The organism is Arthrobacter caoxuetaonis (assembly GCF_023921125.1).
In the GTDB taxonomy this organism is placed as follows: Bacteria; Actinomycetota; Actinomycetes; order Actinomycetales; family Micrococcaceae; genus Arthrobacter_B; species Arthrobacter_B caoxuetaonis.
Window position 1 is genome coordinate 559,852 of record NZ_CP099466.1, and the last position, 20,745, is coordinate 580,596.

Annotated in this window: 21 protein-coding genes; 9 read left to right on the forward strand and 12 right to left on the reverse strand. The window is 66.1% G+C overall.

Annotated features, from left to right (window positions below; all coding sequences use genetic code 11):
* Position 1 precedes the first annotated feature (1 nt).
* On the forward strand, positions 2 to 1,876 hold the full coding sequence (locus NF551_RS02595) for a hydantoinase B/oxoprolinase family protein (RefSeq protein ID WP_227897502.1): 1,875 nt from the start codon (positions 2 to 4) through the stop codon (positions 1,874 to 1,876).
* Positions 1,873 to 2,481 carry an isochorismatase family protein gene (locus tag NF551_RS02600; RefSeq protein ID WP_227897503.1) on the forward strand — a complete coding sequence of 203 codons (609 nt, stop codon included), beginning with the start codon at positions 1,873 to 1,875 and terminating at the stop codon, positions 2,479 to 2,481. Before NF551_RS02595 ends, NF551_RS02600 begins: the two co-directional genes overlap by 4 nt.
* A 9-nt stretch (positions 2,482 to 2,490) precedes the next feature.
* On the opposite strand, the gene NF551_RS02605 is transcribed toward NF551_RS02600, so the two are convergent.
* The 3 genes from NF551_RS02605 to NF551_RS02615 all read right to left on the reverse strand — a co-directional run bounded on the left by NF551_RS02605 (position 2,491) and on the right by NF551_RS02615 (position 4,750).
* Complete coding sequence (locus NF551_RS02605) at positions 2,491 to 3,318, reverse strand: transporter substrate-binding domain-containing protein (protein ID WP_227897504.1); 828 nt, start codon at positions 3,316 to 3,318, stop codon at positions 2,491 to 2,493.
* A gap of 116 nt (positions 3,319 to 3,434) precedes the next feature.
* Positions 3,435 to 3,767: a hypothetical protein gene (locus tag NF551_RS02610; RefSeq protein WP_227897505.1), complete on the reverse strand. Its 333-nt coding sequence runs from the start codon at positions 3,765 to 3,767 to the stop codon at positions 3,435 to 3,437.
* Positions 3,768 to 3,778: 11 nt separating this feature from the next.
* On the reverse strand, positions 3,779 to 4,750 hold the full coding sequence (locus tag NF551_RS02615; RefSeq protein ID WP_227897506.1) for a VOC family protein: 972 nt from the start codon (positions 4,748 to 4,750) through the stop codon (positions 3,779 to 3,781).
* A gap of 141 nt (positions 4,751 to 4,891) precedes the next feature.
* On the opposite strand from NF551_RS02615, the gene NF551_RS02620 reads away from it, so the two are divergent.
* The 4 genes from NF551_RS02620 to NF551_RS02635 are packed head-to-tail and all read left to right on the forward strand — an operon-like array spanning position 4,892 to position 8,467.
* Complete coding sequence (locus NF551_RS02620; protein WP_227897507.1) at positions 4,892 to 6,073, forward strand: 4-oxalomesaconate tautomerase; 1,182 nt, start codon at positions 4,892 to 4,894, stop codon at positions 6,071 to 6,073.
* Positions 6,070 to 7,119 (forward strand): amidohydrolase family protein, encoded by a 1,050-nt coding sequence (locus NF551_RS02625; protein WP_227897508.1) that lies wholly within the window; start codon positions 6,070 to 6,072, stop codon positions 7,117 to 7,119. The genes NF551_RS02620 and NF551_RS02625 overlap by 4 nt, the downstream gene beginning before the upstream one ends.
* Entirely contained in the window at positions 7,112 to 7,795 is a 684-nt protein-coding gene (gene ligK, locus NF551_RS02630; RefSeq protein WP_227897509.1) for a 4-carboxy-4-hydroxy-2-oxoadipate aldolase/oxaloacetate decarboxylase, read from the forward strand. Before NF551_RS02625 ends, ligK begins: the two co-directional genes overlap by 8 nt.
* Positions 7,796 to 7,828: 33 nt before the next feature.
* Complete coding sequence (locus NF551_RS02635) at positions 7,829 to 8,467, forward strand: peptidyl-tRNA hydrolase (RefSeq protein ID WP_227897510.1); 639 nt, start codon at positions 7,829 to 7,831, stop codon at positions 8,465 to 8,467.
* 39 nt (positions 8,468 to 8,506) lie between these two features.
* Here the strand turns inward: NF551_RS02635 and NF551_RS02640 are convergent, their stop codons facing one another.
* On the reverse strand, positions 8,507 to 9,259 hold the full coding sequence (locus NF551_RS02640; protein WP_227897511.1) for a hypothetical protein: 753 nt from the start codon (positions 9,257 to 9,259) through the stop codon (positions 8,507 to 8,509).
* 152 nt (positions 9,260 to 9,411) lie between these two features.
* On the opposite strand from NF551_RS02640, the gene NF551_RS02645 reads away from it, so the two are divergent.
* Both NF551_RS02645 and NF551_RS02650 read left to right on the forward strand, forming a co-directional pair.
* Entirely contained in the window at positions 9,412 to 12,144 is a 2,733-nt protein-coding gene (locus NF551_RS02645) for an alpha-amylase family glycosyl hydrolase (RefSeq protein ID WP_227897512.1), read from the forward strand.
* A 132-nt stretch (positions 12,145 to 12,276) separates the two neighbouring features.
* Entirely contained in the window at positions 12,277 to 12,579 is a 303-nt protein-coding gene (locus NF551_RS02650; RefSeq protein ID WP_227897513.1) for a hypothetical protein, read from the forward strand.
* Positions 12,580 to 12,609: 30 nt separating this feature from the next.
* Here NF551_RS02650 and nhaA read toward each other — a convergent pair whose 3' ends face one another.
* The 5 genes from nhaA to NF551_RS02675 all read right to left on the reverse strand — a co-directional run bounded on the left by nhaA (position 12,610) and on the right by NF551_RS02675 (position 17,053).
* On the reverse strand, positions 12,610 to 14,436 hold the full coding sequence (gene nhaA / locus NF551_RS02655) for a Na+/H+ antiporter NhaA (RefSeq protein WP_227897514.1): 1,827 nt from the start codon (positions 14,434 to 14,436) through the stop codon (positions 12,610 to 12,612).
* A gap of 39 nt (positions 14,437 to 14,475) precedes the next feature.
* Complete coding sequence (locus NF551_RS02660) at positions 14,476 to 14,859, reverse strand: RNA-binding S4 domain-containing protein (RefSeq protein ID WP_227897515.1); 384 nt, start codon at positions 14,857 to 14,859, stop codon at positions 14,476 to 14,478.
* Between the two features lie 14 nt (positions 14,860 to 14,873).
* Positions 14,874 to 15,758, reverse strand: coding sequence for an HNH endonuclease (locus NF551_RS02665; RefSeq protein WP_227897516.1), 885 nt, complete (start codon positions 15,756 to 15,758; stop codon positions 14,874 to 14,876).
* A gap of 22 nt (positions 15,759 to 15,780) precedes the next feature.
* Entirely contained in the window at positions 15,781 to 16,071 is a 291-nt protein-coding gene (locus NF551_RS02670) for a DUF1540 domain-containing protein (RefSeq protein WP_227897517.1), read from the reverse strand.
* Between the two features lie 124 nt (positions 16,072 to 16,195).
* Positions 16,196 to 17,053 (reverse strand): hypothetical protein, encoded by an 858-nt coding sequence (locus tag NF551_RS02675; protein ID WP_227897518.1) that lies wholly within the window; start codon positions 17,051 to 17,053, stop codon positions 16,196 to 16,198.
* A 165-nt stretch (positions 17,054 to 17,218) separates the two neighbouring features.
* Between NF551_RS02675 and zapE the strand changes: the two genes are divergently transcribed.
* Positions 17,219 to 18,298 (forward strand): cell division protein ZapE, encoded by a 1,080-nt coding sequence (gene zapE / locus NF551_RS02680; protein ID WP_227897519.1) that lies wholly within the window; start codon positions 17,219 to 17,221, stop codon positions 18,296 to 18,298.
* Here zapE and NF551_RS02685 read toward each other — a convergent pair.
* The 3 genes from NF551_RS02685 to NF551_RS02695 form a co-directional block, all read right to left on the reverse strand.
* Complete coding sequence (locus NF551_RS02685; protein ID WP_227897520.1) at positions 18,287 to 19,237, reverse strand: transposase; 951 nt, start codon at positions 19,235 to 19,237, stop codon at positions 18,287 to 18,289. The two genes, zapE and NF551_RS02685, sit on opposite strands and share 12 nt — an antisense overlap.
* Positions 19,234 to 19,605 (reverse strand): DoxX family protein, encoded by a 372-nt coding sequence (locus NF551_RS02690; protein ID WP_227897521.1) that lies wholly within the window; start codon positions 19,603 to 19,605, stop codon positions 19,234 to 19,236. Before NF551_RS02690 ends, NF551_RS02685 begins: the two co-directional genes overlap by 4 nt.
* A 96-nt stretch (positions 19,606 to 19,701) precedes the next feature.
* Positions 19,702 to 20,745, reverse strand: a complete 1,044-nt coding sequence (locus tag NF551_RS02695) for a LacI family DNA-binding transcriptional regulator (RefSeq protein WP_227897522.1) — start codon at positions 20,743 to 20,745, stop codon at positions 19,702 to 19,704.

Here is a 20,745-nt window from a genome sequence, read left to right on the forward strand (position 1 = left end):
CATGGCCCAGTTAGTGGAGACCGCCACCGAGCCGCTGCAGGCCGTGGACGTCGACGTCGTAACGCTTGACCTCATTGAAAACGCGCTCCGCAGCGCGAGATATGAGATGGACGAAACACTCTTCCGCACTGCCCTCAGTCCCGGGATCCGGGAGCAGCACGACGAATTTCCCCTGATCGCCGACCCGAGCGGCAAGATGATCGTGGGGCAGTTCGGCCTCTCGATTCCCGACTTCCTGGAGAACTTCCACGGAACCATCGAGGAGGGCGACGTGCTGATGACCTCCGACCCATATTCCTGCGGGGCAGCGATCAGCCATGCCAACGACTGGCTGGTGGTGATGCCCATCTTCTTCGAGGGACGGATCGTCGGATGGGCTTCGCAGTTCGGGCACATGACCGACGTCGGCGGGAAGACTCCGGCGTCCATGCCCACCGATGCCCGGACCATCTTCGAGGAAGGTGTGGTGATTCCGCCGTTCAAGCTCTACCGGCGCGGAGAGAGGGACGACACGGCACTGGGCATCATCCTGAACCAGGTCCGCAAGCCGGACTGGAACCGGGCGGACCTGAACGGACTGGTCGCAGCCTGCAGCACCGCCTCCCGGCGGGTGCAGGAAATGTGCGCCCGCTTCGGCGTGGACACCTACACCTCCGCACTGAACGCCCTGCTGGACCGGAACTACCGCGCCATGAAGACGCTGCTGTCCATGGTGTTCGAAGAGGGCAAACCGCTCTCCTTCACCGACTACATCGATGACGACGGCCGCGGCTTCGGCCCGTACGAGCTGAAGATGACCATCACCCGCACCGGGGACAAGGTGCTGATCGATCTGACCGGCAGCAGCCCGCAGGCGCAGGGTCCGATCAACTACTACATCAACGAGAACCTGATCCGGATGTTCTTCGGCATCTACATGATCACCGTGGCCGATCCGCAGATCCTGTGGAACGACGGGTTCTATCCGCTGGTGGACGTGGAAATCCCCGATGACACGTTCTGGAAACCGCGCTATCCGGCCGCGCTGAACGGCCGCAACCACGGCATTGGCCGGCTGTTCGACCTCTTCGGCGGGCTGCTCGGCCAGGCCAACCCGGACCTGCTCAACGGCGCCGGTTTCTCATCCTCCCCGCACTTCATGTACTCCGGGAACTACAGCTCCGGGGACCGGCGGGGTGAATGGTTCCAGCTGTACTCGATCGGCTTCGGCGGGATCCCCGGACGGCCGGTGGGCGACGGCCCTGACGGGCACTCGCTCTGGCCGTCCTTCACGAACATTCCCTGTGAGTACCTGGAGTCCTATTACCCGCTGGTCATTGACCGCTGGGAGACCATCGCGGACACCGGAGGCGCCGGCCTGCACCGGGGAGGCAACGGCGTCGACGTCGCGTACCGCTTCCTGGAACCCGGGACCATCGCCATTCACGACGACCGCTGGCTCACCTATCCGTGGGGTGTCCGCGGCGGTGAGCCGGGCGCCCGCGGACGGAAATGGATCGATAAGGCCGACGGGACCACGCTTATCCTTCCGTCCAAGGTCCACGACGTTCAGGTCGCACCGGGTGACGTCCTGCATTTTGTCACCTGGGGCGGCGGCGGCTGGGGTGATCCGCTGGAGCGTGATCCGGAGCTGGTCTGCAAAGAGGTCCGGCGCGGATTGGTGACGGCGCAGGGCGCGCTCGCCTACGGAGTGGTGTGCTCGGAGGAGGGAACGCCCGACGCCGAGGCCACTCAGGCGCTCCGTGAACGGCTGCGCGGGGACCGGGAGGGGCCCCTGCCCCTTTTCAACCGCGGCGGAGAGATGGCGGACCTGCTGGCCAACAGCCTGGCTGAGACGGGCCTGGCTGCACCGCTGCCGCCGGTGGCGCTGGCGTGACCGGTTTCGCCCACGGATTCGACGGCACCCTGGCACCGGGCACAGCGCCCGCCGTCGTGGCCGTTGACCTGATGCGTGCCTACTTCGACCCGCAGAGCCCGCTCTGCCTGCCGGACAAGGAATTCCTCGACAGCGCGGCGCAGGTGCTTGTCGCTGCCCGTGCCTGCGGCGTCCCGGTGCTGCATACGCGGGTCAGCTTCGGGCCGGACGGCGCGGACGGCGGAGTGTTTATCCGCAAGGTCCCGGCACTCCGCCTGCTGATCGGGGAGACGGAACTGGGCCAGCTCATGCCGGAGGTCGCCCCCGAGGAGGGGGAAACCGTGCTGGTGAAACAGTACGCCAGCGCCTTCTTCGGCACGGACCTGGCCCAGCTCCTCCACACCCGTGCAATCGACACCCTGGTCATCGTGGGCACCAGCACCAGCGGCTGCATCCGCGCAACGGCAGTCGATGCGATGCAGCACGGATTCGTGCCGATCGTCGTCGGAAACGCTGTTGGGGACCGCGACGCCGCGGTCCACGACGGATCGCTGTACGACCTCCAGGCAAAGTATGCGGAGATCTGGAACAGCTCCGCCGTGGAAGAGTACTTCCGGGAGGGCTAGCTCAGGCGCCTACCCCCACCAGGGCTCCTTCGCGGCGTCGTACGTGCCGTCGTTCTCCGCGAGGTTCAGCCACTGGTTGACGTACTCCTGGAACACCGTGTCGCCGAGCGGAAGCAGGTACGCCTTCTGCGAGAAGTTGAACGGGTTGTCCGGGTCCACGGCGCACAGCTCCGGGTACTCGTTGTCGACCCATTTCACCTCAGCGGCGTCGGTGGTCATCACGTCGGCGCGGCCGGCGACGATCTCATCGAAAATCGTGTTGTTGTCCTCGAATCGGATGATCTCGCCGTTGGGGTAGTTTTCGTCGGCGAAGATTTCATTTGTGCCGCCGATCGGGGTGATCGAACGGACGCCGGGTGAGTTGATTTCCTCCACGGTGTCGTAGAGCTCCTCCTCACCGCACCGCGTAATCGGGGTTTTACCGTCGTCCAGCACGGTGCTGCTGTAGAACGCCTGCTCGGCCCGGGCCAGGGAGACTGAGACTCCGCCGGCACCGATGTCGCAGCCGGCGAGGAAGTCCGGCATCAGGTCCTTCCACGTGGTCTGCACATACTCGATGTCTACGTCCAGGCGTGAGGCAAGGTCCTGGACCATGGCAATGTCGATGCCGCTGAATTCGCCGGTCTCCGGGTCCTTGTAGGTGAACGGCCGGTAATCCCCGGTGGTGCAGACAATGAGCGAACCCCGGGACTTGATGAGGTCCAGCCGCGACTCGTGCGCAGCGTCCTGGCCCCCGGGTGCGGTGGAGGCCCCGGGTTCGGCGGCGCCCGGACTGGTACATCCGGCAACAAGCAGGGTTGAGAGCGCAAGAACGGGCAGCAGACGGAATGACGGCACTGGTACTCCTTGAGGTTGGGGGAAGCGGAAGGTTCTCCGTTCCCTCAAGACCTAGCAGGAAGCTGCAGCGGGTGTCTGCCCACGTCAAAGCCATAATCATTGCCGATGCGGAAACGTTATCCGGTGCTGTGGGACCGTTCCGCGGCGTCAAGTTCCGGCAGAACCCTGCCGAAGTGGGCAGCCAGGACAAACGCCATGCACAGCCCGGATCCCGCCATGATCCACCGGTCCGCCGCTGAGGATCCGGCCCGCCGCAGCAGGAGCATGCCCCCGGCGGCATTGGCTGCACTCCACACGATGTTCGCGGAAGGCGGGGACAGGGCGCCCCCGGGCGGACTGGAAAACGGGGAGGGAAAACGGCGGCCCTGGAGTCCGCTGACGCCGTGGGGAACAGCGTTGACCAGCAGGACGGCGGATGCGGCACCGGCAAGGAACCGAGCTGCTGGCATGGTTCCGCCTTTCATGGGGTGACCTGTCCCGGCCCGGAGACAGGCGGTGTGCCGTGGGTGTGGAAGGTGGAGATCGTCTTCATGCCCCATGCCTGGCCCTTGGCCCGCTCGGTCTCGGTCCATTCGATGGTTTTCCAGTCCGGCGACAGAATCAGGCGTGCCCCGGCGTTGCAGAACTCGATCCGGTTTCCGCCGGGTTCGTACACGTAGAGGAAGAAGGTCTGCTGGATAGCGTGTTTGTGCGGCCCGGTTTCAATGTGGATGCCGTTTTCGAGGAAGATGTCTGCTGCCTTGAGGATGTCTTCCCGGGTGTCGGTGGCAAAGGCCACGTGGTGCAGTCGTCCGCTGCTGCCGGTCCAGTCCCCGCTGTAGACCAGGTCATAAGACTTGTTGGAGAACGTAAACCACTGTGCGGACAGGGATCCGTTGTCCAGCCGGATCTGCTCGGTCGGCTTGCCGCCCAGGATGTCCTCAACGAACCGCCCGTTGGCTTCGACGTCGGCGCCCAGGAAGTTGACGTGGTCCAGCCGGCGGGCGTTGACTCCGCGGCCGGGGAAGCGGTCGGCCTGGTTCTTGAGAGCCGGCCGGGACTCTTCCGTGGGAACATGCCAGGCACTCTCGTAGTAGAGGTCCATGGGGTGGCCATCAGGGTCCGTGAAGGCGTAGGTCTTTCCCATGCCGGGTCCGCCGTCGTGCCAGCCCGTGCCGCGGCCGGCCGCCTCGATGGCCGCAACCCTCCGCTCCAGCGCCTCCTGGCTGGAGGCCCGGAGGCCCAGCCTGCCGACGCCGGAGGTGGCGTGCCGGGTCAGCTTGATGGTGTGGTGTTCGTAGTCGTCCCAGGCGTGCAGGTAGGCGGAATCGCCCTCGCGTGCGACCTCCCGCATGGCGAGCAGTTCCGTGAAGAACCAGAGGCTCCCCTCAAAGTCGGGGGTGTAGAGCTCCACGAAACCAACGTGGGCAATGTCCCGGAATCCAGGCGCCATGGGATTTTCCTTCCGCATTTCTCACGCTCAACTGCAGGGCAACGCAGGGAGTCCATCACCCGTCCGGAGAATTGTCAACAATATTGACGGCAAAGTGGCCGGCGGGTACGTTGCTGACTAGCGTCCGACGGGGAGGGGAGCATGGAACAGGTTCAGGGGGCAGCCGGGCCGGCACCGGGACAGCCGGCCGGCAACCAGGTCGGCATTCCCTGCAGGTTCATGCGCGGAGGCACATCGCGCGGTCCGTTTTTCGCAGCAGGCGACCTCCCGCAGGACACCGCCCGGCGAGACGCCGTCCTCCGTGCCGTGATGGGATCGCCGCACCCGCTGCAGATAGACGGCATGGGCGGAGGGAATCCGCTGACCAGCAAGGCCGGCATCGTCTCCGTCAGCCGGCGCCCGGGCATCGATCTTGAGTTCCTGTTCGCGCAGCTGCGCCCTGACACCGGCACCGTCGACACCACCCCCAACTGCGGGAACATGCTGGCAGCCGTGCTGCCGTTCGCCGTCGAACGCGGTCTCCTGGAACCGCACTCCGACACGACGACCGCAGCAGTGCTCACGCTGAATACCGGGATGGTGGCAGAGATCAGCATCCGCACTCCGCTGGGGGACGGGGCCAGGTACGTGGATTACGACGGCGATACCCGGATCGACGGGGTCCCGGGAACATCGTCTCCGGTCACCATCAATTTTCTCGACACCGCAGGTTCGGTCTGCGACCAGCTCCTGCCCACGGGCCGGGCCAGGAACACCGTGCATCTTGACGGATCGGGCGAAGTCGCGGTCACCTGCATCGACAACGGACAGCCCCTGGTCATCGTGGAGGCCGCCGCCCTGGGACGTTCGGGCTACGAAGATCCCGCCGCGCTCAACGCCGACGGTGATCTCAAGGATCGGCTCGAGCAGCTGCGCCTCGCCTGCGGGCACCTGATGGGTTTGGGAGACGTAAGCGCAAAGAACTACCCCAAGATGACCTTGGTCTCCGCGGCCCGCAGCGGCGGAACCCTCAACACCCGCAGCTTCATCCCGCACGTATGCCACGAGTCCATTGGCGTGCTGGCGGCGGTCACCGCAGCCACCGCCTGCGTGATTGAGGGAACGGTCGCCCAGGCCGTTGCCGGCGGGGCGCCGCCGCCCGGTCAGCCGGTTTCCGTGGAGCACCCGGCGGGAGAGTTCACCGTGGAACTCGGACTGGATCCGCAGGATCCGCAGCGGGTGACCCGCTCTGCCCTGCTGCGCACGGCACGGCTCATCATGGCAGGCACCGCCTATGTCCCGCGCGCCGTATGGCAGGGACCCTCCGGAGAGGAACACCGATGATCATCGATATCCACGGCCACTACACCACGGCGCCGCCGGCCCTGGCCGCATGGCGCCAGCAGCAGACGGCGTCGCTGGAGGACCCCTCCGTGCCGGCGCCGCACCCAGCCGACCTTCGCATCAGCGACGATGACCTGCGGAAGAGCATCACCGCCAACCAGCTGCGCCAGATGGACGAGCGTGGCATCGACCTCACCGTTTTCTCGCCCCGGGCCTCTTTCATGGCCCACCACATTGGCAGCTTTGAGACCTCCGCCCAGTGGGCCGCCATCTGCAACGAGCTCTGCTACCGGGTCAGCACGCTGTTCCCGGACCGGTTCGCCACCGCCGCAATGCTCCCGCAGTCCCCGGGCGCTGATCCGGCGACCAGCGTTCCGGAGCTGGTGCGCTGCGTGGAGGAATACGGCGCCGTGGCCGTCAACCTGAATCCGGATCCTTCCGGCGGTCTCTGGAACGCCCCGCCGCTGACGGACCGGTCCTGGTACCCCATCTATGAAAAGCTCACCGAGTATGACGTTCCGGCCATGATCCATGTGAGCACCAGCGTGAATCCGGCTTTCCACACCACCGGTTCGCACTACCTGAATGCAGACACCACAGCGGTGATGCAGCTGATCCAGGGCGACCTGTTCGCCGACTTCCCGACCCTGCGCTTTGTCATTCCGCACGGCGGGGGAGCTGCTCCCTACCATTGGGGCCGCCTCCGCGGGCTGGCCATGGCGATGGGCAAGCCTCCGCTGGAGGAACACCTGCTCAGCAACGTCTTCTTTGACACGTGCGTCTACCACCAGCCAGGCATCGACCTGCTGCTGGAGGTGATACCGACAAAGAACATCCTTTTTGCCTCCGAAATGATCGGCGCGGTCCGGGATATTGACCCGTGCACGGGCTTCCACTTTGACGACACGCTGCGCTATCTCGCAGCCGCGGGCCTGACCATCGAAGAGCTCGACGACATCCAAGAGCACAACGCCCGGGCCGTGTATCCCCGGCTGGATGCCCGCCTGGGCAGCCGCGGCGGGGAACGGAGCAGTACCCATGCATGAACTCGGCATAGTCCACCGCACCATTACCCGGCCGTCGGCCTCCGACGCCGCGGCGCTGCAGCCGTTCGGGACAAGCACAGTGCACGAAGCTATGGGCAGGCTGGGGCTCATGCGGCCCTATATCCGGCCCGTTTACCCCGGCGCGAAACTCTGTGGCCCCGCCGTGACAGTACTGCTGCAGCCGGGGGACAACTGGATGCTCCACGTCGCCGTCGAACAGCTGCAGCCGGGGGATGTGCTCGTGGCCGCCTGCACCACGGAGTGCGAGGACGGGTTTTTCGGTGAATTGCTGGCGACATCGGTCCGTGCCCGGGGAGGGGTTGGCCTCGTGATCGACGGCGGCTGCCGTGACGCCGCTGCGCTGGAAGAGATGGACTTTCCCGTCTTCAGCCGCGCGATCCATGCCAAGGGAACGGTGAAGGCGACGCTGGGGTCGGTCAACGTGCCCGTGGTCTGCGCCAACGCGCTGGTCCATCCCGGGGACATGGTGGTCGCGGACATCGACGGCGTCGTGGTCGTCCCGGCGGCCCGCACCCGTGAGGTGGCGGAGGCGTCCAGGGAGCGCGAAGAGAACGAAGCGGCCAAACGCAAACGCCTGGCCGCAGGGGAACTGGGCCTGGACATGTACCAGATGCGCGGAAAGCTCGAAGCGGCCGGTCTGCGTTACCTCGGCTAAAAACGCCGGTACGGCGCATGGCAAGCTGGAGGGGTGCAACCGAGTGATACCGTCCAGCCGATCCTGCTTCGCGTCGACAAGGAAGAACCTGCAGCGCACCGCGACGCTGTCGCAGCTGCCGCCGTCGCCGGGGTCCTCGCCTACGCTGCCCGGACCGGTGATGATGCCTGGGCGGACTGGGTCTCGGGACGCTTCACCAAGACCGTGCGGCGTGCCGGACCAAAAGCGTTCGCGAAACTCTGTGCCGAAGCGCCTTCGGGGGTTGTCCGGATAGGCAAGGCCGAGGCAGCCGCTTTCGAACCCCAGCGCTATGAGGACATGCCGCGGGCGGTACGTTCGCTCCAGGTCTCCGGCACGCAGCTTCCCGACGACCAGCCGGCACCCCCTGCCGGGGACGTTCCGGTGATCATCCTGAACCGGGACCTGGGAATGTCCACCGGGAAGGCAGCCGCCCAGGCCGCCCATGCGCTGCTTGCCTGGTACCTGGAACAGGAAACCGCGCACCAGCAGGCATGGGCAGCGCGGCCTGGAGCAACGGTCCTCGAAGTCCCGCAGGGGAGGTTCGGCCACGCCTTGTCCCTGCCGGGCGCCGGGCCGTTGATTGTTGATGCCGGCCTGACTGAAATCGATCCCGGGACCCCGACAGCTTTCGTCGTGGAGCCTGTTGCCTAGTTAGCCGCCTGAGGACGTGGGCTGGAGATCGCCGGCTGCTTAGGTGCTCACCGAAGCTGACCCGAGCCGCCTGGTCTCGCGTGCCCGGGATTCCAGGTCGGCAGCGGCTGGTGCGGGCAGGTCGATGATGCCGCGCAGGGAACCGCGCAGGGTGCGGTAGGCGCCGTCGACTTCCGACGGGGCTGCTGCGCCGTCGAGGATCAGGTTCAGTGCCGCGCGGGCTGTGGCCAGCTTGCCGCGCTCCTGCTCCGTCAGCCGTGACTGTCCGCAGCGGCGTGCGTAATTCTCAGCGGTCCGCAGGGCGACGTCGAAGCGGTCAACGGCGAGATGCAGCCGGTCCGGATCCGTTCCGCGCTCCGCCTCCCGGATGCCCTGCATGGCCACGATGACTTCGCGGATGACCGGATCGGAGTAGTCGGTCATGACCGGGTACTCGATCAGCAGCGATACGTCCGTTTCATAGCGGGACCAGCTCACGAGCGAAGCGTCCCGGCGCTGGCACGCCGCTTCCCAGGAGGCGCTGCGGGCCTGCGACTGCACCCGGAGCCCGCGGCGGGCCTGGAGCCCTTTCGAGGTCCTCCGCACCGTGAAGACCAGCCCTGTCAGGGCGGCGATGGCCAACGGCGGTACAGCGAACGCGAGCACGAACGTGTAGGCAGGCGGAACCGCGCCCCAGACGGCCCAGGCTGCGAAGCTGATCAGCGCATAGACCCCCAGGACGACCATCCCGGAAGCGAAGGCAAACAGGACCAGTGCCGCTGCGGCAATTTTGCGGGCGACTCGTTTCAGCATGCCGACAGAATAGTCCCCCAAGCTGGAGTGCGGCAGGGAACGCAGGCGGGGAATCGGCAACGGACCCACCGAATAACGGGACTTTCCCTAGGGCTGGGCGGATCCGGCGCTTACGGTGTGCCCATCACTGATCTCGATGAGGAGACACCCTTATGCACTCCCGGAATCTGCCTTTGGTGTTCGCTTTGACTGCAGCGCTCGCGGCCGGCGGAGCTGCCGTGCCCTCCGCAGCCCACCCCCGCCACGACCCGAAACCGGACCAGGGGAGCCTGCAGTCACTGCGCGGTCCCGTCACGGATGAGAACTTCTACTTCGTTATGGCCGACAGGTTCGCCAACGGCACTAAGGACAACGACGACGGCGGCCTGGGCCCGGACCCGATGGTTTCAGGCTTCGATCCCACCTCCAAAGGCTTTTACAACGGGGGAGACCTGCAGGGACTGATTGGCCAGCTGGACTACATCCAGGGGCTGGGAACAACCTCGATCTGGCTCACGCCCAGCTTCAAGAACAAGGCCGTCCAGCCCGAAGACAACTCGGCGGGCTACCACGGCTACTGGATCACCGACTTCACCCGAATCGACCCGCACCTGGGCAGCAACGAAGACCTGCGGACCCTGATCGACCTGGCCCACGGGCGGGGAATGAAGGTGTACTTCGACATCATCACCAACCACACAGCGGACGTCATCGGCTATGAGGAGGGCAACCGCACACCCTATGTCTCCAAGGACCAGGTGCCCTACCGCGACGCCGCGGGGCAGGTCTTCGACGACAGGGACTTCGCAGGGACCGCTGCCTTCCCCGAACTGGACCCGGCGTCGTCGTTTCCTTACCTGCCCGTCCTGGAAGCCGGAGAAGAAGACCTCAAAGTACCCGCGTGGTTGAACGACGTGACGCTTTACCACAACCGCGGTGACACCACCTTCACCGGCGAGGATTCCCTGTATGGAGACTTCTTTGGCCTCGATGACCTCTTCACTGAGGACCCGCGGGTCGTGGACGGGATGAAGGAAATATACAAGGCGTGGATTGCGGACTTCGGGGTCGACGGTTTCCGGATCGACACCATGCGCCATGTCAACGACGAGTTCTGGCAGGAATTCGGCCCCGAAGTGCTGGAGTTCGCACGGTCCAAGGGCAAGGACGAGTTCCTCATGTTCGGGGAAGTCTTCGACACCTCCAGGGCCAGGACCTCCCACTTCACCACCGGCGCCCGGATGCAGTCGGTCCTGGATTTCCCGTTCCAGGACGCCGCCCGGAACTTCGCCTCCCGGTCCGCCCCGGCGGCGGACCTGGAGGCCTTCTTCGCCGCCGATGACTGGTACACGGACGCGGATTCGAATGTCTACCAGCTTCCAACCTTCCTGGGGAACCACGACATGGGACGGATCGGCAGCTTCGTCGCAGCAGACAACCCCGGCGCCGCTGAGGACGAGCTGCTGGCCAGGGACCGGCTGGCACATGAACTGATGTATTTCTCCCGCGGAAATCCGGTGATCTACTACGGTGACGAGCAGGGGTTCACCGGACCGGGCGGTGACCAGGACGCACGGCAGAGCATGTTTGCCTCCCAGGTTGAGGAGTACCTGGATGACGATCTCCTGGGAACGGATGCCACGCATGCGCAGGACAACTTCGACACGGGGCATCCCCTGTACACGAAGATCGCGGAACTCGCCCGGCTCACTGCCAGGCACCCCGCCCTGCGCGACGGCGCGCACCAAAACCGGTACGCGAGTGACGGCCCCGGAATCTACGCCTTTTCCCGGATCGACGCAGGAGAACAGCGGGAGTATCTGGTAGCCGTGAACAACAGCACCGAGGCCCAGTCCGCCCGGATTCCCACTGCCTCACCGAGGCAGAAGTTTATGGCCCTGTACGGGACCTCCTCCCGGGGGCTGCACAGCGACCGGCGCGGAAACCTGGCGGTCGAAGTGCCGCCGCTGTCCGCCGTCGTCCTGAAGGCCACCGCAAAAATCCCGGGCTCACGGAATGCTCCAGCCGTCCGGCTGCAGCAGCCTGCCGTCAGCGCCGAAGATGCTGGGCGGATTGAAGTGTCGGCGCAGGTACGCGGAGATTCCTTTTACCAGGTGACCTTCCAGGCACGGACTGCCGGAGGCCGCTGGCAGTCCATCGGCACCGATGACACGGCACCGTACCGGGTTTTCGACGACGTGAGTGACCTGGATGCCGGAACCCGGCTGGAGTACCGCGCGGTCGTGCTGGACAATCGGCGGCACACGGCTGCCTCCCGTACGGTGGCCGCCGTCGTACCTGCCGCAGGCTTGAGCATCACCTCACCCGGGGAGGGAGCACTGGTCAGCGGTGAAGTGACGGTCACTGCAGAGGCGGTTCCGGAGAAGCCGTCGCACGTGGTGGGGATGGAACGGCGCATCGGGGACGGGCCCTGGGAGCAGCTGGCGGCGGACGAGTCCTCTCCCGCCTACACCGTTGTCGATGACCTGGAGCAGCTCGGTCTGACCGAAGGCGCCCGGGTACAGTACCGGGCGGTGCTGCTGAGCGGAGAGCTGAGGTCCTTCAGCGAGGTGCGCACCGTCGTCTACGGCACACCCGAGGTGGTCCAGCCGGCGGCAGTTGCCGTTGCCGGGAGCCTCAACAGCGAGCTGGGCTGCGCGGGTGATTGGGAACCTGCCTGCCCGCAGGCCCAAATGGTGTTCGACGGCGCCACCGGACTGTGGACACTGACAGTTCCCGACCTTCCTGCCGGACGTTATGAATTCAAGGTCGCACTGAATGGCGGCTGGGAGGAAAACTACGGAGCCGGCGGCGTCCGCAACGGAAGCAACGTGGTGCTGGAGCATCCGGGCGGGCGTGTGGAGTGGAGGTATGACCACGCTACCCACATCATCTCGGCCTCGTGAGGCCGGGATCGTCCAGCGGGTCAAGGACGGTACTGGGTGGACGGCGTTTTGAGCGGGAAACACGCCCAATCTTGAGCGAAAATTGCGTCTTTCTATAGCGAACGCACGGGATGGGGTTCCTAATGTCGGGGTATGGGGACTTATAACGCAGTTTCAAGGAAGAGCTCCGCTATCGATTTCTTTTCCCCGCCCGCCGGGGTGGTCCTGTCCGGGAACCGCTGGCTGCACGCCAGCCGGGTGCAGACGGCGCAAACAATGCCGGTGCTCAGCCCGGGCGAGGTCTACGTGACGCGCCGGGGGACGGCGTACCACACCGGGTGGTGCCAGGTGGTGCAGCGGACCTGGGAGTTCAACCGGCCCGCGCTGATGGTCAGCGGGGAAAAGGGCAACCGGCGCCTTTGCCGGTCCTGCGCCGAGGACTCCCGGGGGATGTGACCTGTTGGGCGGGAGCGGCCCGGCAGTGCCTTAGGCATCCCCGGGCCGGCTCGCTTCCAGGGCGCGGATCAGTGAAGCGGCATCATGCGGACCACGGTGCCGGGATCCGTTCACGAAGAACGTGGGAGTCGAGTGCAGGTCCATGGCTTCGGCATCCAGGGCGTCATCCCTGACCCGGTTGCTGACCTGCGCTGACCTCAGGTCCGACTCAAACCGGTCCAGGTCCAAGCCCAGGTTGTCCGCCAATGAGAGCAGATCCGCCGGGCTGAGGCGATCCTGGTTTTGGAACAGGGCGGCTGCGTAGGTGCTGAAGCGCCCTTGCAGAGCCGCAGCCTCGGAGGCCTCCGAAGCTTCCACCGCATGCGGATGGACGCGGGTGAGCGGAAGGTGCCGCCAGACCCAGCGAAGTTCGCTGCCGAAATGTTCGCGGACCTCCTCCACCGCGCCGGTGGCTTTGCTGCAGAACGGACACTCGAAATCGCCGTACTCGACGAGTGTCAGCGGGGCGTCAACTTCACCGGCGATGTGGTCCCTGCCGGGAACAACCGGCCGGGCCAGCTGCCTTCCTACCGGCACCAGCGGTGCCCGCGACTCCAGGACTTTGAAGATGAGCGTGCCGAGCCCAAAGGCGGCCAGTGAGCCGGCAAGGACTCCCACGCGGGCGTCGTTCCGGGCATCGGGGTCCTCAATCGCCAGGCTGATGATGAACAGGGAGATCGTGAACCCGATGCCGGACAGCGCTGCACCCCCGGCGATCCGACCCAAGGTAAGCCCCGGACCGAACTCGCCCAACCGCAGCCGCTGCAGGAGCGAAGAAATCCCGAAGATCCCGACAAACTTGCCGACCGCCAAACCACCCAATACCGCCCACGTCAGGGGTGAGGCAGCAGCGGAGCCCAGCGTAGCGGCGTCGAGCACTACTCCTGCATTGGCCAGCGCGAACAGGGGCAGGATGAGGTAGGAAACCCAGGGGCGAAGAGTGCTCTGCAGACGCTCATTGACCGAGATCGATTCCCGCAGGCTCCCGGCAGCAGCACGGGCATACTCCGAGTTCGGTGATTGGCGGAAGGTCTGCGTCAACGCCACCGCACGTTCAACCTCATGCCGGCGCGGAGCGAAGACGGGTATAAACAAGGCAACAGCGACACCGGCCAGGGTCGGGTGGACACCGGCGTAGTAGAAAGCCAGCCAGGCACAGGCCGCCAGAATTGCATAAGCCGTGCCGCGGCCGCGCGGCAGATAACGGGAAGCAGCCACCGCCGCCAGCCCGGCGAAGCCCGCAAGGAGCGGTACAAGCCTCAGGTCCCGGGTATAAACCACGGCGATGATGCTCAGGGCGGCGACGTCATCCACCACCGCGAGGGTGAGCAGGAAAACCCGCAGCCGTCCGGGGAACCTCGGGCCGACAAGCGCCAGCGCACCAAGCAGGAAAGCCGTGTCGGTGGAGATCACAACACCCCATGCGTGGGCGTACTCCGTACTGCCGGCGATCAGCAGGAAGATGAGGGCCGGAACGGCAAGGCCGACGGCGGCGCCAACCACCGGGACAATGGCCCGTGAGCGGTTGGTCAGTTCCCCCAGCGCGAATTCGCGGCGCACTTCGAGGCCCACCATGAAGAAGAAGACAGCCATGAGCACGTCATTGACGACCTCCTGCAGCGTCAGCTCCAGGTCCCAGTTTCCGGCGCGGACCTCAACTGTGCTCTCCCAAAACCCGGCGTAACTCGGCAGCTGGGGCAGATTCGCCCAGAGCAGGGCGAGGGCCGTGAATATCAGGAGCAGGGCTGCGGCGCGTTTTTCTTCCCCCAGCGCTGCCAGCCGGACGAGCAAGCGGGAAGGGCCCTGGCCGATGGACAATGGCTGGCCTCCCTTCCGGAACTGCCGATGCGTCAGAGACTAGCGTTCGCCCCGAAGCCGTTCCATCTCCCGGCGGTCTTTCTTGGTGGGGCGGCCGGTTCCGCGGTCGCGCTGCGGGATGCCCAGGGCCGGTGCCGGCGGACGCTCGGGGGTGTGGTCCGTGAAGAAGTGCGAGGCCGCTTCCGCACCGACGCGCTTGCTGATCAGGCCGCGGACTTCCAGGATCCGTTCAAAACCCGGCTGCCGGACCCGGATGGTGTCTCCGGGCTGGACGGGCTGCGCAGCTTTCGCGGCGTTGCCGTTGAGCTTCACGTGCCCGGCACGGCAGGCGGCAGTGGCTGCGGAACGGGTCTTGTAGGCGCGGATGGCCCACAGCCACGCGTCAATACGCACGGTCTTTGGGCTGCTGCTGGGGATGCTCATGGTTGATTCAGAGTCTAGTCGGCGCCGGGCTTCCGGTTGCCCAGCAGCTGTTCGGCATCTGCCTGTGCCTGGAGGTCTTCCGGGGTGACCGGCCTTCCCGCCAGGACCTGGGGGACCGGAAGAACGGCCCGGGCAGCCAACAACCGGCGAAGCTCGGCCGGAGTGTAGGGGTCGGGGGACCCGGTATGGGCCATCGCATGGCAGTTGGGGCAGAGGGGAACAAGGTCGGTGACCGGATCCAGCTCGTAGCCGTCCTGCACCAGGCGCGGGGGCACGATGTGGTGGACCTGCATCATGCCTGAGCCGTTCTCACCGAAGGCAGCCCTGAATTCGAAGCCGCAGGCCGAGCACGCCGGGCCATGGTGGACCAGGCAGATCCGGATGGCATCCGGGTCGTTTTCGTAACGGCTGGCCAAGGACCACCGCAGTGCCTCCTGCGGCAAGGTCCCCGGGATGACAGCTGTCGCGGGGCTGGGGAGCGCGGCCAGCTGCAGTGCCCAGGCCGCCCGCAGGTCAGCTTCCTCATCGCGGTCCAGCAGCAGGATTCCGCTCTCCGGAAGGGTGCCGGAGGGCAGCAGGCCGCTGAGCGGAATCTGGTCTCCGAGCGGGAGGAGAAGGTCGATATCCACGTCCACCACGGTGACTGGACCGTCTGGATCTGCCTCGGCATCCGAAATGGCGTAAGGATAGGAGACGACGACGCCGTGGCCGGCTACGCCTTCATGCGCACCAGGGAGGACAAACCAGGTGTCCGCTCCTGGCTCAATGCTGGGGGCTCCGGTGATGTCCCAGACAGCCCGGAACATTCCGGCGTCGGCCGCACCGGCTGCGGCCGACGCATAGTCAGGCTGCCAGGCTTCCGGCCACACAGGGTCCCAGCCGAGAAGGACAGCGCTCAACTGTGGTTCCTCCAGGGACTGCTCAACGCGGCTGGTACGTCAGGCAATCGGCGAGTTCCGCCCCGGGCCCAACCCGTACGTCGTGGGCGTCGCACATCAAATGGTCATTGAAACGGCATTCTTCGCGCTGGCACGCGCCAACGGTGGCCAGGACCTTCGGCAGCCCGCCGGTGGACGAGGTGTCTATGAAGGTAGCGCAGCTGGCATGGTCGGGAGCGCCTCCAACCGTGATGGCATATGCGGTGCAGCCTTCGTGGTTGAAATCGCAGTTATGGACCGAACAATCGGAAACGGGTGCTACGTGGTCAGTCATGGGTTCCTCCCGTGCAGGTTGCCGGAGTGCATGTTGCCCGAAACCCGAACGTACCACCGTTATGCGCGAATAATTAGCACGAATTTTTGGGCTCTAATTGGTACCGGTGCGCCGGAACAGGTGCCTACAGCCGCAGTATTGCCACCGCGGTCAGCACCGCCGTGACAGTGAGCGCCAGCCGGAGAAGGAATGACGCTTCGGGGTAGGAACGGCGGAGGGCCTTGGGGAGCCCGTCCCGTGCCGGCCAGGACCGGGCATCACACCGGATGACCATCGCGGTGTAGACGATCGCCCCGCCGAGCCCGCAGACAGTCGTCAGCACGCCAACAACTGGATTCTCGGTAATCATGCCGCCGGAAAGCAGCACGCCGAGGGCCAGGCCGAACGCGCTGCCCCGACCCACAAAGTCGAGGTACTTCGCCATCGCCGGAAGGAACACTGCCGCAAAGCGGCGTGCGGCACTGGTGCGAAGCAACTGTCCGGCCGACTGTGAAAAGGTCCGTCGGGTGGCCGCGAGTTCTGCCAGGCTTCCCGCTGACCTGACCGCCGATTCCACGGGAGCGAAAGCCTCGGTGACGAGTTCTTCCTGCTCACGGAGGAGCCCTGGGCGTTTCAGCAGCTGGGCCAGGGCCCCTGCTGCGAGGACCCGCTGGCTGCTGTCGGGCCGGGAACGCCGCTGCCGTTCCATCCTTTTGAGCCATCCGGTATCGGAAGAGCCCAAGCCGTGCAGCGGCTCCGCGGTGGCAAGGCCGAGGCGCCGCGCATACGAGATTGTTCTGTTCCGGCCCGAAGGCGCCGGCAACCTGTCGCGGAGGGCCTCAGCACGTGCGGCAACCAGTTCGGTGTACCGGTCCTGCAAGGCCGGAAGGCCGGTGTTGTCCCAGCAGGCCCGAGCCGCGATCACCACACCGAACACTGCTGAAACAAGTGCCGTGGCCTGTATGACCGTCCAGGTATCCAGGACCCGCAGTAGTTCGTGCACAGTTCCCCCACATCGTTCTGCCTGACGGGAACAGCATTTCACGTTCCGTTTCCGGTGCTGGAGTACAGCGTCCGGGACGCGTAACAGTGGGGCCGGCGGGGTATGTGGCTGTCCGGGGAAGCCCCCTTTTTGGTGCCCGGGTGCGCGGCTGGGTATAACCGGGTTATGACCTCCGTGCAGCTGCCCGCCCTTGCAGGCGCCCTGGCCCGCAAAGCAGAAGCAGAGGGGTTGGAACTCGACGCCGCCCAGGCTGCGGTTCTCCCGCTCCTCGCGGCGGCAGAAGAATCGGTGCGCCGCGGAGTTTCCGACGGATCGGTCTATCTGTGGGGACCGCCGGGCGGGGGGAAGACCTGGCTGCTCGACGCGTTCTTCGATGCGGTTCCGGTGGAGCAGAAGCGCCGCCTGCACTTTCACGATTTCTTCCGCGAACTCCATGCCCGCACTTTTGAGGGGTACGGCAGGAAGGGATTCCGGGAACAATCGGCCTTCGCTGAGGGGCTCGATGCGCTGCTGGGCGACGCCCGCCTGCTGTGCTTTGATGAATTCCACGTCAGCGGGCCGGCCGACGCAGCGTTTGTCACCCGCCTGCTGCGGCAGGTGCTTGAGCGCGGCATTGTCCTCGTGGCAACGTCCAACTATGCCCCGGACGACTTGCTCCCGGACCCGATGTTCCACCACCTGTTTGAGCCGGGCATCGAACTGATCCACCGGCACCTCACCGTCGCATGCCTCAACGCCGGCGTCGACTACCGCAGTATCCCTGCAGCCACGCGCCCCAGCACGGGGTTTGCGTCCGGATACCACCTCCGCCGCCCCTATCCCTCGCTGCTGCGGGAGGCGGGCCTGCGGGAACCGGAACCTGAAGAAGCCCGGTCAGTCCAGCCCGGGCCGGTTCCGCTGAGCGCAGCACGAGCAGCGGGAGACCAGGTCTGGTTCCACTTTGCGGAACTCTGCGAGGTGCGCTCAGCGGCCTCCGACTACCTTGCGCTCGCAGGGCAGTTCCGGCACTGGGTTGTGTCCGGAGTTCCGTCCCTCACCGAAGCGGATCCGTATGCCTGGCAGCGCTTCGGGAACGTGGTCGACGTGCTCTACGACGCCGGATGCAGGCTGGATGTGATTGGCTTCGCTGATTACGAAGGACGTTTTCCGGGAACCGGGAACGCCGTGGACCTGGGCCGGATCAGCAGCCGTTTCGGCATGCTGCGGGAGCTCTCCGCGCCGCCGGTTGCCGGTTCAGTGCAGTGACTGGAGCTTGGCCTCGGCTTTGTCCAGCGCCCGGCGCGCCGCCCTCGCCTCACGGCGGGCAGTATCGCGGGAGCGCTCCAGTGTTCCGCGGTGCCGGTCCACAGTGCTGACCTCGCGTTCGAGTTCGCGGATTCGTTCCCTGAGGTCATCGATCTCGTCCGTCAACGCGTCCCGGGCAGCGGTTTGGCTGTCCAGTTCGGCTTGGACGGCGGCAAGCTGTTCCTCAGCCTTCCGCGCGGTTTCCTTCGCGGATGCCAGTGCATCTTCTGCACTGCGGAGCGCCTTGGCCTGCGCTGCCCGCTGTTGCCGGGAGGACATGCCTTCTCCATCCCCACGGACGGGAGCCGGCCGGGACGGCCGCGCTGCGCCGTCGTTCCTGGCGCCAGCCGACACCAGCGGCTGGGCGCTCTCGGGGTCAGCCACGGCGCCGTCCAAGTCCACGGGCTCCCAGCCGTTGGCTTCCAGGCCACGGACCAGGCGTCCGGTAGCAAGGGCCGCGGCCGCGTCCGCATCCGTCATGGCAGCCCACAGCGTCTGTTCCACTTCCGCGGCTACCGCTGCGCTGACCGGATGACCCGCTTCCCCGGCCAGCTCCCGGGCCTGACGGGCCAGGGCGCGCAGCATGCGGTGGCGTTCAGAGTTCAGCCGGCGAAGCTCGTCGCGGTCCAGGTCCGTCTGGGCCTCCCGCAGTGAGGCCCCGAGTGAGAGGACATCGGCGATTGCCTGTCCTTCCTGCCGCACCAGGGTATTGGCCAGCCAGGCGGCGGCAGAGGGCTTTGGCAGGGCCTTCAGCCGCTTGCCGAGTTCCTTGTCGCCGGTCCGGGAGGCCTCAGCAGCGTGCTGGTTGCGGGCAGCAGTGAAGTCGGCAGGGAGCAGCCCGTAGAGTTCCGTGACGACCTCGCCCGGCTCCCTTCCGGCGCCCTGCCTGGCAGCCGTCACCCCGGGTACGGTCCGAACCGGCCGATGGCGATGAAAACGTTCATCGCCAGGAGGATGCAGGGGAGCGCCACCCGCTGCCGTTCACGGCGGCGCAGATGGACGGCGACGGCGCCGGCCATCAGCATGCCCAGGGCGCAGGCGGCAATGGGGGTGAGGATGGGAGCGACATCAGCTGCGGCGGGAATGATGAGCCCGAGAGCGCCGAGAATCTCCGCGAGGCCGATCAGCTTGACAGCCCACGCCGGAAAATCGGCAGGCCAGCGCAGCACCCGGACCAGCTTGTCGTACGGCTGGACCAGCCGCATGACGCCCAGTCCCAGGTACAGCAGGGCCAAGACGATTTCGGCCACCCATAGAAACACCAGCATTGCTGATCCTTTGTCCCCCTCCAGCGCCGGAGCGCACCGGTCACAATATCCTAGCCAGCAGCCCCCGTTCCGGGGTACCGCTGAGAGTCCGCATGGTCAGGTCCGCAGCGTGCCGGGCACGGCCGTGCTGGAACGCACCACGAATTCCGTGGGGTGGAAGCCATGCAGCAGATCCTTGCTGACAGGGCGGTCCTGGAGAAGGTCAAGGACCGCACCGACCGCTGATGCTCCCTGTCCTGCCGGGTCCTGGCTGATCGTGGTGAGCCCGAAGACCTCCGCCAGCTCGTGCCCGTCAATCCCGATCACCGAAAGGTCTTCCGGGACCCGCAGGCCCATCTCACGGGCAGCGAGCACCGTGCCAACGGCGATCTCGTCGGCAGCGCAGAAGATGCCGGTGACCTGCGCGGCAGGATCCGCCAGGAGCCGTTTCGCCGCGGCGAATCCACCGGCGACGCTGAATTCCGAATTGCTGAGCCATTCTGGGGCGACGCTCAGCCCGGCATCTGCCATGGCCTGGAAGTAACCGTCCTGCCGGGTGCTGCCCATACGGAAGTCACGCTCGAGTTCCTCCCCGCCGCCGATATGGGCAATCCGGGTATGGCCCAAGGCAATCAGGTGCCGGGTTGCCAGTGAAGAGATGCTGAATTCGTCCACCCGGACCGTTGGGGTTTCCGGCAGCGGGCCGCCGATTGCCACGATCGGTTTGCCGACTTCCCTGAGCTGTCCCAATTCTTCATCGGTGAGCCGCAGCGCCACCGTAATGACGGCGTCGAGCCGTTTGCGCTGCAGCATCTCCTTCAGCACGCTCTCGCGGTGCCCGGGGCCGTCGCTGGTGTTGTACAGCGTGAGGTCATAGCCCGCCTCGATCAGGGCCGACGCCGCCCCCTCGAGTACCTGGGAAAAGTACCAGCGTCCCACCGTTGGCAGGACAATCCCGATGTTCCTGCTGCGCCCGGAGGCCAGGGACGACGCGTTGTAGGAAATGACGAACCCGAGTTCGTCCGCAGCTTCCTGGACCTTGCGGCGGGTCGCCTCGGAGACCCGTCCGTTGCCGCTCAGCGCCCGCGAGACCGTCGCCGCCGAGACCCCTGCCCGAGCGGCGACTTCCTTGATCCCGGCCCCGCGGGCACCATGCTCCAT

Bases quoted from the DNA above. Each gene is read 5' to 3' on its own strand.
- NF551_RS02595 (WP_227897502.1), top strand. From the start codon at position 2: ATGGCCCAGTTAGTGGAGACCGCCACCGAGCCGCTGCAGGCCGTGGAC.
- NF551_RS02610 (WP_227897505.1), bottom strand. From the start codon at position 3,767: ATGCCAGCAGCTCGGTTCCTTGCCGGTGCCGCATCCGCCGTCCTGCTG.
- NF551_RS02615 (WP_227897506.1), bottom strand. From the start codon at position 4,750: ATGGCGCCTGGATTCCGGGACATTGCCCACGTTGGTTTCGTGGAGCTC.
- NF551_RS02620 (WP_227897507.1), top strand. From the start codon at position 4,892: ATGGAACAGGTTCAGGGGGCAGCCGGGCCGGCACCGGGACAGCCGGCC.
- NF551_RS02625 (WP_227897508.1), top strand. From the start codon at position 6,070: ATGATCATCGATATCCACGGCCACTACACCACGGCGCCGCCGGCCCTG.
- ligK (WP_227897509.1), top strand. From the start codon at position 7,112: ATGCATGAACTCGGCATAGTCCACCGCACCATTACCCGGCCGTCGGCC.
- NF551_RS02640 (WP_227897511.1), bottom strand. From the start codon at position 9,259: ATGCTGAAACGAGTCGCCCGCAAAATTGCCGCAGCGGCACTGGTCCTG.
- NF551_RS02645 (WP_227897512.1), top strand. From the start codon at position 9,412: ATGCACTCCCGGAATCTGCCTTTGGTGTTCGCTTTGACTGCAGCGCTC.
- NF551_RS02650 (WP_227897513.1), top strand. From the start codon at position 12,277: ATGGGGACTTATAACGCAGTTTCAAGGAAGAGCTCCGCTATCGATTTC.
- NF551_RS02660 (WP_227897515.1), bottom strand. From the start codon at position 14,859: ATGAGCATCCCCAGCAGCAGCCCAAAGACCGTGCGTATTGACGCGTGG.
- NF551_RS02670 (WP_227897517.1), bottom strand. From the start codon at position 16,071: ATGACTGACCACGTAGCACCCGTTTCCGATTGTTCGGTCCATAACTGC.
- zapE (WP_227897519.1), top strand. From the start codon at position 17,219: ATGACCTCCGTGCAGCTGCCCGCCCTTGCAGGCGCCCTGGCCCGCAAA.
- NF551_RS02690 (WP_227897521.1), bottom strand. From the start codon at position 19,605: ATGCTGGTGTTTCTATGGGTGGCCGAAATCGTCTTGGCCCTGCTGTAC.
- NF551_RS02695 (WP_227897522.1), bottom strand. From the start codon at position 20,745: ATGGAGCATGGTGCCCGCGGGGCCGGGATCAAGGAAGTCGCCGCTCGG.